The organism is Candidatus Hydrogenedens sp. (genome assembly GCA_035361075.1).
GTDB lineage: Bacteria > Hydrogenedentota > Hydrogenedentia > Hydrogenedentales > Hydrogenedentaceae > Hydrogenedens.
Genome location: DAOSBX010000001.1, coordinates 163919 through 174692 on the forward strand (window position 1 = coordinate 163919; position 10774 = coordinate 174692).

The 10774-nt window shown below is 34.9% G+C and carries 9 protein-coding genes; all 9 read left to right on the top strand.

The annotated features are described in order from the left end of the window. Positions 1-15 precede the first annotated feature (15 nt). Entirely contained in the window at positions 16-480 is a 465-nt protein-coding gene (gene rpiB / locus PLJ10_00630; protein HOK08147.1) for a ribose 5-phosphate isomerase B, read from the top strand. Further along, positions 474-1868 carry an ATP-dependent protease ATPase subunit HslU gene (hslU, locus tag PLJ10_00635; GenBank protein ID HOK08148.1) on the top strand — a complete coding sequence of 465 codons (1395 nt, stop codon included), beginning with the start codon at positions 474-476 and terminating at the stop codon, positions 1866-1868. Before rpiB ends, hslU begins: the two co-directional genes overlap by 7 nt. A 21-nt stretch (positions 1869-1889) precedes the next feature. Continuing rightward, complete coding sequence (pgeF, locus tag PLJ10_00640) at positions 1890-2588, top strand: peptidoglycan editing factor PgeF (GenBank protein HOK08149.1); 699 nt, start codon at positions 1890-1892, stop codon at positions 2586-2588. A gap of 118 nt (positions 2589-2706) precedes the next feature. Then, a complete protein-coding gene (rimP, locus tag PLJ10_00645; protein HOK08150.1) occupies positions 2707-3165 on the top strand; it encodes a ribosome maturation factor RimP in 459 nt (152 codons plus the stop codon). A gap of 14 nt (positions 3166-3179) precedes the next feature. Further along, the gene (gene nusA, locus PLJ10_00650) at positions 3180-4247 is read left to right on the top strand and encodes a transcription termination factor NusA (GenBank protein ID HOK08151.1); all 1068 of its coding nucleotides are present in this window, start codon (positions 3180-3182) and stop codon (positions 4245-4247) included. 36 nt (positions 4248-4283) lie between these two features. Further along, positions 4284-7379 carry a translation initiation factor IF-2 gene (gene infB, locus PLJ10_00655; protein HOK08152.1) on the top strand — a complete coding sequence of 1032 codons (3096 nt, stop codon included), beginning with the start codon at positions 4284-4286 and terminating at the stop codon, positions 7377-7379. Positions 7380-7690: 311 nt separating this feature from the next. After that, a complete protein-coding gene (gene rbfA / locus PLJ10_00660; protein HOK08153.1) occupies positions 7691-9040 on the top strand; it encodes a 30S ribosome-binding factor RbfA in 1350 nt (449 codons plus the stop codon). A 10-nt stretch (positions 9041-9050) separates the two neighbouring features. After that, complete coding sequence (gene truB, locus PLJ10_00665; protein ID HOK08154.1) at positions 9051-9941, top strand: tRNA pseudouridine(55) synthase TruB; 891 nt, start codon at positions 9051-9053, stop codon at positions 9939-9941. 5 nt (positions 9942-9946) lie between these two features. After that, the coding region (locus tag PLJ10_00670) for a bifunctional riboflavin kinase/FAD synthetase (protein HOK08155.1) at positions 9947-10774 on the top strand (828 nt) is incomplete at its 3' end.

Sequence of the window (10774 nt, forward strand, 5' to 3'; positions counted from 1 at the left end):
AGAAAGGAATTTATAATGAAAATTGGAATTGGTTGTGACCATGCAGGCTATGAAGGACCTCCACCATTATATAAACCTACAATTGTTGAACACCTTAAAAATAGAGGTTATGATATTGTAGATTATGGAACCTTTGGTCCCGAACCTGTTGATTATCCCGATTTTGCAAAAGCCTTATGTGTGGGACTTATCAAGGGAGAGATTGAGCGTGGTGTCCTTATTTGCGGTACAGGGATAGGAGTTTCTATGAGTGCTAACCGTTTTCGGGGAATAAGAGCAGCAGTATGTACTACCCCTTTAATGGCAGAATTATCCCGTACACATAATGACTCAAATGTTATTTGTTTAGGCCGTCGTATATTAAGTTTAGAACAATGTATCGAATTAATAGATATATGGTTAAGTGTGCCTTTTTCTAATGGTGAACGACATATACGTAGACTTAACAAGGTAGATAAATTGGGAGATATAACATGTTGAATGAAAAGGAACTAATACCTCGTAAAATTGTTGAAGAGTTAGATAAATATATCGTTGGTCAGGACGAAGCCAAAAAGAAAGTTGCTATTGCTTTAAGAAACCGATGGCGAAGACAAATGATTCGTTCTGACCTTAAAGATGATGTAATCCCAAAAAATATTATTATGATTGGACCAACAGGCGTTGGAAAAACAGAAATAGCACGTAGATTAGCAAAGTTAGTTAATGCACCATTTATTAAGGTCGAAGCATCACGATTTACAGAGGTAGGTTATGTCGGCAGAGATTGCGAATCCATGATTCGCGAACTGGTAGACGTCGCCGTTAATATGGTAAAAGAAGAGATGAAAGAACAAAAAAGAGATGAAGCAAAAAAGATAGTAGAAGATAAACTTGTAGAATTACTTTTACCAAAGCAACCAAGAAGCACTGCTGAATATAAACCATTTGACCCTACTCAGGGAGATGAAAAGCCTGTTATTCAGAACAAAGAAGAATCATTTGCTAAAGCAAGGGAAATATTAAAAGAACGATTAAAGCAAGGGTTACTTGAAGACAAAGAAATTGAAATTGATGTAAAAGATAGCAAAGGAATGCCTTTATTACAAGTGTTTTCAGGTTCAAGTTTGGACGAAATGGAAATTTCCCTTCAAGAAATGCTCGGAAAATTTATGCCACAATCTCAAAAAAGAAGAAGAGTCAAAATTAGTGAAGCACGTAAAATCCTTGAGTCAGAAATATTACAAGATTTGATTGATATGGAACAAGTAACACGTGAAGCCATAGACCGAGTGCAAAATACAGGTATTATATTTTTAGATGAGATAGATAAGATTGCTTCACGTGGCTCACCTGCTCATGGACCAGATGTGTCGAGAGAAGGCGTTCAAAGAGACATCTTACCAATTGTAGAAGGTAGTACCGTTTTGACCAAGTATGGGCCTGTTCGGACAGACCACATCCTCTTTATCGCAGCTGGGGCTTTCCATATGACGAAAGTATCAGATTTAATCCCAGAACTTCAAGGAAGATTTCCCATTCGTGTTGAATTAAAAAGCCTTAATAAAGAAGATTTTAGAAGAATCCTTACAGAACCCAAAAACTCCTTAATTCGACAATACATAGAGTTATTAGAGACAGAACAAATAAACGTGAGTTTCGCCCAAGATGCTATCGAATGTATGGCTGAATATTGTGAGAAAATAAACCAGCAAACAGAAGATATTGGAGCCCGTAGACTACATACCATAATGGAAGTAATCCTTGAAGATTTAATGTACGATGTCCAGAAGTACAAAGATAAAGAAGTCGTTATCACCCGTGAACAAGTGGAAGCGAAATTATCGACGATAATTGAAAATAGAGACTTAACAAAATATATCTTATAACTATTTGGAAAAGGAATATTCTTGTACCGCATAAAAGAAGTTGAATGCATAGGATTAAGTGTCGCATGTATTATTAGAAAAGAAGACTGGAATGAAAATTATAAACCCCAAAATCAAAACAAAGAAGTAATAAATGTTCTTAAACAAAACAATGTAAATATAAACGCTATTTATAGAGTAAGACAGGAGCATACAAATCAGATAAAAATTATTGACTCCCATCATCTTACTAATTCTTACAAAGAAGAAAATTCTATTGCGGACGGAATCATAACGCAAATTCAAGGACTCGCTTTATGTATATCGGTTGCTGATTGTGTGCCTATTGTTTTATTTGATGTAGTAAAAAAAGTTTTAGGGCTTATCCATGCTGGTAGAGAAGGAACGAGAAAAAAGATTGTACAGGTAGCATTAAACATATTTATGGAGTATTTTTGTTCCAATCCAGAAAATATTTTTTGTTATATAGGTCCCTCAATCGGTCCTTGTTGTTATTATGTTTCAGAAGAGTTGGCAAAACAATGTGCAAAAGAAGGTTTGGTAATAAAACAAGAAAGAATCATAGATTTATGGCAATCAAACAAAATTCAAATGATAGGCAGTGGAATAAAAGAAGAAAAAATAAAAATTTCAAATATATGCACGTGTTGTAATAATGAATATTATTCCTATCGCAGAGGAGATAAAGATTTAAGAAATTATGTTGTTGCTATGATTTGATTTGTTTATTGAAAGAACAATTATTTTTGTGTTAAACTATCTTTAGAGAAGAAAAAGAATAGAGTGGGTGTAATGCCCACTCTTTCTTATTATAAATACATTATTTAGGAGAATAATTGTGTCCACAAAAGAAAGAATAAAGAAATTGTGGATGACCTTAGAACCGTATGTTATTGAAAAAGGCTTCGAACTTATAGAATTAGAGTTCGGGGCTTATGGGAAATCTCCTGTTTTGAGAGTTTATATTGAGAATCCGACAAGACCTATTACTATTGACGATTGTACAGAAGTGTCATATATATTAAGTAATGTGTTAGATACCATAGATATGGAAGAACAATCATATATACTTGAAGTCTCATCACCAGGTTTTGATAGACCTCTTCGACGAGAAAAGGATTTTGTTCGTTTTGCAGGTGAAACTGTTCGGGTTCAAACAGATATGCCAGTCAATGGACGGAAGAATTTTAAAGGTGTATTGCAAGGTATCGATAATGAAATGGTTCTTGTTGATGTAAATGGAGAAATATTACAAATCCATTTAGAGAATCTAAAACATGTGAATTTAGTGAGGTAAAAAGGAGAAAAGGTTTGAACCAAGAAATTAAAAAAATACTTGACCAGTTAGAGTTAGAAAAGAATATAGACCGTAAAGCACTTATAGAAGCAATTCGAAGTGCTGTAGAAGTTGCTGCAAGAAAAGAAATCGGACCTAAATCCAAAGTTATTGTTGAATTATCTCACGATACATTCGAATTTAAAGTTTTTGAAATAAGAACTGTTGTCGAAAAAGTTGAGGAACCTACAACACAAATTGCCCTTGAAGAAGCAGTAAAATTAAATCCAAATGTAAACAAAGGAAATCTGTTAAAAGTTCCTACTGAAATAAAAGGTTTCGGAAGAATTGCTGCGCAAGCGGCAAAACAAGTTATTATTCAAAAAATAAAAGAAGCAGAAAAAGAACAAGTATATTCTGAATTCAAACAACGAGAAGGAGACCTTGTAACAGGTACAGTAAAAAGGGTTAGTAAAGGAGAAATAATCGTAGCATTAGGAAGAGCAGAGGCAATTTTACCTGTAAAAGAACAGACACCTGGCGAAATTTACCGACCAAACGACCGTATAAAAGCCTATGTATTAAAAGTAGAACGTAAAGATAAAAACCAAAAAGGACCCGTGATTGTTTTATCAAGGTCAGCTCCTCAATTAGTCAAAGCACTCTTTGCAAATGAAGTTCCTGAAATATATGAAGGGATTGTGGAAATAAAAGCAGTCGCACGAGACCCAGGGAGAAGATGTAAAATCGCTGTGATATCTCATGACCCAAATGTAGACCCTATAGGTGCATGTGTAGGACTTAAAGGAGCAAGAGTAAGAGCAATCGTTGAAGAATTAGGAGGAGAAAAAATAGATATTATTGAATGGAGTGATAATCCAGCAGAATTATGTGCACGTGCTTTAAATCCAGCAGATATAATTGACGTATCTGTGAATGCAGAAAAAAAACTACTTCTTGTTGCTGTCCCACAGGACCAATTATCATTAGCCATCGGCAAACATGGACAAAATGCAAAATTAGCATCTCGTCTTGTTGGGTGGAATATAGATATAAAAGCGGAACAAGTTCCGAAGGAAGAAAAAACAGCCAATGATGAATAACTTAAAAGGAAACTCTGTTCCGGGAGGTTGTAATTAATGCCGACACTTAAACAACTTGCAAGCAATTTTCAACGTATAACAAGAAAACAAGCAGAAAAAATCTTAAAAGAAGTATTTCATTTAGATAGTTTTGAGAAAGATTTGACTGATGAACAAGCACAAATATTATTAGATATAGACGATGCCCCAGATAAGCAGGAAGAAATAAAAAATAAAGTAATTGAGGAATTAACAAAGGCTGAGAAGAAAGAGAAAGGGAAAACCTCCAGCAAGAAAAAGAAAATGGATGAAGCTGGGGCAGAAGAAACAGTAGAAAAGAAAAAAGAAAAAGAGAAAAAAACAAAGAAAGAGAAAAAAGAGGAAAAAGAACACAAAAAAGAAGAGAAAAAAACTCGTGGGAGACCAAAATCAAAAGAGAAGAGAGAAGGAACCCTATTAAAAGAGAGGAAGAAAGAACCTTCTAAAAGAGGTAGAAAAAAGAAAGTAACAGAACAAGAAACAAAAGAGAGAAAAAGAACTCAAACGAAGAAAGAGGGTAGAAAAAGAAAAAAAGAAGTAGTTGGCAATGTTGAAGGTAGTATCAAAGAAAAAGGTGACATTACCAAAGAACAGGACATATCTTATCAAATAGAACCTCCAACCAGTGTATTAACTATTGAACCTAAAATTGAACCTCATGAAGAGGTAAAAAGTGATACAACTGAAAAGATTCAAGTACAAAAACAAACTCCTCAAGCCGAAATAGTATCGGCAGAAGAAATTAGTCCAAATAAGAAACAACCTATTGACGACACAAAGAAAAAAAAGAAGTCAAAAGAACAAAGTGTCGAAATTAGTATTGGTGCTGCTGTAGAAGAGTCAGAACCTGTTGTAGAAGTCGTGTTATCAGATGGAACAAGAGCACGTATCGGTGATGAAAATTTTGATGAAAAAATTCTAATGACCAAGTCAACAACAGAAGAAACAACAGAAGATATTATAGACCTCGAAGAAGATACAGAATACGAGTTATTGGAAAGGAAAAAACACAAAAAGGTAGCAAAACATATTCCTATCCCAGACCCAGAGGTCGTTGAAAAAGTTAAGCGATTATCATTAGAAAAACTAAAGAAAAAAGAAAAAACTCGTCAAAAAGAAGTTGTTATTGATAAAACCGATTTATTTAAAGGGCATGAAGAGCGAAAACCTAAAACCGATAAGAAGGATAAAAAAAGAGATAAGGAACCGAAACGTCAACATATATTTGATGATGAAACAATTATGAGAGAAGCTGCCGCAGTAGTCAAAGAATATGAGGCATATGGTTCAGTCTCACATTTAAAGAAAAAGAAAAGGAAAAAAGACAAAATGTCTTTTGAAGAAACTATGGAAAAAGTAGAAGTCCCAGTTATTGAAGTTAGTGGTCCTATGACTGTTGAAAATCTGGCTCAATTCTTAGAAATCTCACCATCAGATATTATTGTAGATTTGATGGACTTAAACATAATGGCAACAAAAAATCAGCTAATAGATTTAGATACAATTCGATTTATTACACAAAAGTATGGTGTCGAAGTTAAATTAGTTATTCCAGAAGAGGAAGATATTTTAGTTGAGGAACCAGATAAACCAGAAGATTTAATGCCTCGTGCTCCTGTAGTCACAGTAATGGGACACGTTGACCATGGTAAAACCTCTTTGTTAGACCGTGTACGTTCTACGAACGTTGTGGCAACAGAGTCCGGTGGAATTACTCAACATATTGCTGCGTATGAAGTTAATACAAATAATGGCAAAGTTGTATTCCTCGATACACCAGGACACGAAGCATTTACTCAAATGCGTGCTCGTGGTGCAAAAATAACAGATATTGTCGTATTGGTTGTAGCCGCAGATGATGGAGTTCAACCACAAACAATAGAAGCAATTGACCATGCAAAAGCAGCAGAAGTCCCCATTATCGTAGCAATAAATAAATGTGATAAACCCGATGCTCAGCCCGACCGAGTCCGTCAAGAACTGGTTGCTTACGATTTAATAGATGAGGCTTGGGGTGGAAAAACAATTATGAAAAACATATCCGCAAAAACAGGTGAAGGTGTTAATGAGTTATTAGAACTCATTATTCTGCAATCACAAATCATGGACCTAAAAGCAAATCCTAATAAAAAGGCACGTGGAACTGTTATTGAAGCGGAAATTAGTCGAGGTTTCGGACCTGTCGCTTGGGTTTTAATTCAAAAAGGAACACTACGGGTCGGTGACATCTGCCTTGTAGGTAATACTTGGGGTAAAGTCCGCACAATGTTTAATTCCGCAGGGGATGTAATTAAAGAAGCAGGTCCCTCAACACCTGTTTTAATATCTGGTTTAGAAGAATTACCTGAGGCTGGTGATACTCTTATAGTTGTAGAAGATGATAAGAAAGCAAAATTGATTGCTGAAAAACGAGCAGAAATTAAAAAACTACAAAAAGGTGAACAAGCTAAAGTTATATCGTTAGAAGATTTCCACGCATTAGTAGAGTCAGGAGAACAAAAGAAACTTCATATCTTAATAAAAGCTGATGTTCAAGGTTCTGCAGATGTATTAAAATCCAGTCTATCTGGACTGGGAAATGAAGAGGTTGGCGTTGAAATCATCCATTATAGCGTCGGAGAAGTAAACGAATCAGACGTACTATTAGCACAAGTGAGTAAAGCAATAATAATAGGATTCCGCATAGGAACAAATTCACGTGCTCAAAAATTAGCAGAAGAAACAGGCGTAGAGATACGTAAATATGAAGTTATTTACGACGTTATTGAGGATGTGAGAAAAGCATTATCAGGACTTTTGAAACCTATTATTAACGAGATAATTATGGGACATGCAGAGATAAGAAAGGTATTTCACTCATCAACATTTGGAAATATAGCAGGTTGTTTCCAATTGGATGGTACAACAGTACGTGGTTCATTGGCACGAGTTATTCGTGAAGGAAATGTTATTTGTGAAGATAGAATAAATTCATTAAAAAGAAATAAAGATGATGTTCGTGAAGTTTCTGCAGGCTTTGAGTGTGGAATAAAGTTGGAAAAATTTGAAGATATTAAAGAAGGGGATATAATAGAGACATATAGATTAGAAGAAGTAAAACCCAGTTTAAATTAAAATAACAAAATATTTTGGGAAGTAATTTATGGGGTAGCTATTGGCGTTTTACATTTAGATTTTTTGATATTTGGAGCAAGGTCCCTTAAAGAAAAGAGGCGTGTCGTTAAAAGTTTAACTTCTCAAATAAGAGGAAAATTTAATTGCTCCATAGCCGAAACTGAATATTTAGACTTATGGCAGAGAGCCCATATTACCGTTTGTGTCGTTTCAAATGAACATAAATTTACAAACACACAGTTGAATGAAATTGTAAAATTTGCAGAAAAAAACGCTGATGCACAAATGATTGACTATAGGATAGAAATGCTATGACATCAAAAGGAAGAACAGAAAGAGTTGCAGAATACATTCGTGAAGAAATTGCAAAACTTCTAATTGATGGCATTAAAGACCCACGACTTGGTTTCGTTTCTGTCATGGGTGTAAAAATGTCAAAAGACCTTCGATATGCCAATGTGTATGTAAGTCTTTACGGTGATGAAAAACAACGGAAGAGTTCTCTTGTAGCACTACAGAATTCTGCTGGTTGGGTCAAAGCAATGATTGCTCACAACTTACACATGCGTTATATCCCCGAAATACGATTCTTCCCAGATGATAGCCTTGATAGAGTATATGCAATGGAAGAGGTATTTAATAAAATACATGAAACACGCGAACAGCAACCCTTTATCCATCTCAATTTGCCAACACTTATTGAAGAAATAAAAACATCTGACCGAATAATGCTAACAACTCATGAACGCCCTGATGGTGACGCTATTGGAAGTTTGTTAGGTTTATGGTATTGGCTCGAATCACAAGGCAAAGAGGTTGTTTTCCCAATGATTGCCAAAAAAGTTCCTAAAATGTATTTATTCATGCCAAGAGCAGATAAAATCCTGACTCTGGAAGATGAAGAGCCACCTCATATTAATGTAGATACAGTAATTATTGTTGATGTTGCTTCATTAGACAGAATTGGAGACGTAGCACAATTAGTTGTACCAGCCCATAAAGTGATTGTAATTGACCATCACGATACACCAGGTGCAAATGGATTAATGGGTTTTATCGATGCTTCATATTCCGCATGTGGCGAAATAATTGCAGAAATGTTCTTAACTACTCAAACACCATTGACAAAAGAGTCAGCAATATGTTTATATGTAGCACAGGCAACAGATACAGGAGGATACCGATTTTCAAATACAAAAGCCCGTTCTCATCAAATTGCATCCGTACTCCTCGAAACAGAATTTGATCTCGAAGAAATTAATACAAAAATATTCGATACTATGACAATATACCAATTTGAATTGCTTAAACGGATTGTAAACCGCACAAAAATAGAAATAAACGGCAAAGTCTCTTATAGTTACTTAAATCAGAAAGACTTTGAACAGATAGGTGCAACATTAGAAGATTGCCACAATTTGGTTAATGTATTAAGAGACATAGAAGGAGTAGTAGTAGGTGTTTTATTCACAGAAATGACTTCAGGTAAAACAAAGGTTAGCATACGTTCACGTAAGGAATTCCATGCTGGAGAATTTCTAACACAATATGGAGGTGGTGGACACCAGTGTGCAGCTGGTGGTGTTTTAAATATGCCTTTAGAAGAGGCAAAAGCATTGATAATTTCCAATATAGAAAAAGAAATAAAGAAAAAAGAGTGAAAAGTCTATTATGGATGGAATACTTTTAGTTGATAAACCTTCAGGAATTACATCTCATGATGTTGTGGATTATATAAGAAAGAAAACAGGGATAAAGAAGGTAGGACATACAGGAACTTTAGACCCGAACGCGACGGGATTATTAATTTTATCCATTGGCAAAGCAACCAGACTTACAGAGTACTTTGTATCCTTAGATAAGACGTATGAAGGAAAATTGCGATTAGGTATTGTCTCAGATACGCATGATATTGACGGAAATATTATTCAAGAAAACCCTGTCCCTAAAATTACAAAGAAAGAAATAGACAAAATAAAAACAGAGTTCTTAGGAGAAATCGAGCAAATTCCACCTATGTTCAGTGCAATAAAAATTGGTGGTCAGCGATTATATAAAGTAGCTCGAAAAGGTATAACAATCGAAAGAAAACCAAGAAAAGTCAACGTTTATGAGTTCTCGATATTAAAAGTTAAACTACCAGATGTATGGATTCGTATATCCTGTTCAAGAGGTACTTATGTTCGTACCCTTTGCCATGATTTGGGTGAAAAGATAGGATGTGGTGCTGTCCTGATAGAACTACGTAGGTTAAAAGTCGGGAAATATTCAGTTGATAATGCAATTCCTATGGAAAATATTGTTTCCAAAGAAACCTTATCTGAATATTTAATCCCGATTGAAAAAGCATTGGACTTACCTGTTGCAGTTATCTCAAAACAAGGAGAATGCGAATTTAGTAAAGGAAATAAAATATTGAATGATAATATTATAAAAGTTGAAAATGGAACCATTGATTGGCTTCAGGTGTTCAATAACACAGGTAAATTTTTGGGAATAGGTATAATAAAACATACCGCAATAGGTCCTTATATTATTCCTAAAAAAGTCTTTATTACGTGATATGTATGGAAATTATTCAAGATATACAAGAACAAAAAGTAGACAAAAAAAATGTTGTCTTAACAATTGGTAGTTTTGACGGAGTTCATTTAGGACACCTTCAAATAATAAAAGAAGTCATTTCTACTGCGAAAAAACATAATGGCACATCTGTAGTCATGGTTCTACGACCCCATCCAAGAACCTATTTTTCACCAGATATCCCACTGAACATGCTAACAAATGAAGAAAAACAGCAGGAACTGTTTGAAAAAGCAGGTGTTGATGTAACTGCCGTTTTACCTTTTAATAAACATACCGCTAATTTATTACCCAATGAGTTTATCAATCAAATTGTTCATAATTTCCCAAATTTGCATACGTTAATAGTCGGACATGATTTTAGATTTGGTAAAGGGGCATCAGGAGACTATCAATTATTAAAGCAATATGCCAAGAGATATAGTTTTGATGTAAAGCAAATCCCACCGTTGATTATTGATGGTGAACGGGTAAGCAGTTCCTTAATTCGTGAACTTGTACTTGAAGGTGAGATGGGAAAGGTGCCTCAATTTTTAGGAAGAAAATATTCACTATCAGGAAAAGTTATTAAAGGCCGCGGGATTGGCAAATTACTCGGTTTTCCTACAGCAAATATTCTACCTTTTCATAATGCAATACCTCCTCATGGAGTCTATTCAGCTGAATGTATTCTTGCAGATGGTCGTGTCCTTCCTTCCGCTGTAAATATCGGCATTGCACCTACAATACGGCAAGAAGATTTCGCCATCGAAGCACATATCATTAATTTTAACGAAGATATACTAAATCAAAAAATAGAAATCGTTTTTCAC